Source organism: Pelagicoccus sp. SDUM812002 (genome assembly GCF_031127835.1).
Taxonomy (GTDB): Bacteria; Verrucomicrobiota; Verrucomicrobiia; order Opitutales; family Opitutaceae; genus Pelagicoccus.
The window spans coordinates 1-541 of sequence record NZ_JARXHX010000124.1 but is presented as its reverse complement, the minus strand read 5'-3'; the positions used below and the strand labels follow the sequence as shown (position 1 = coordinate 541).

General features: G+C 58.6%; 1 pseudogene. It reads right to left on the bottom strand.

Annotation, left to right across the window (positions count from 1 at the left end):
• A pseudogene (locus tag QEH53_RS23975) lies at positions 1–521 on the bottom strand (beta-galactosidase); the annotation flags it as partial.
• Positions 522–541 lie beyond the last annotated feature (20 nt).

The window sequence follows — 541 nt, the reverse complement described above, 5'->3', positions numbered from 1 at the left end:
GGGTGTTCGGCTTTTCCCGCTTTGGTAACGCGCTCGGTGTAGGCGGCGAAGTGCCAGGCCATGAATATTTCCTCGGCTTGGGGCGAATCGCCGAAAACGGTTTTCCAACTACCGCTGGTGGCGAATTCCGAGCGGGACCAAGCGCCGAGAAGCTCGGGGGTGAGCGAATTGCGATGCTCGGTAAGGTAGTCGATCAATTCGCTCGGCACCTCGGAGTGGTAGGCTTCGGTGGCGGTGGCGCTGTAGTCGCGAGCGTGGTCGACCATACCGATTTCGTTTTCCGGCTGGACCATGATGACGGTGTGGTCGGTATCGATTTTCCGGATATGCCGCATGAGGGCGGCGAAGGCTTTAGCGTCTGCCATGGCGTTTTCTTTGGAGAAGGGAGAGAGGATTTCGATGGCGGTGTCGTCTCTGTCTCGGGAGCGAGGGAAGCGGCGGTAGTTGACCTTCACCCATTCTGGGGCGTAGGAGGACATGCTGTTTTTCCAGCTGGCGAACCAGAGGAGGGCCAACTTCATATCGTTTGCTCGGGCGTCTT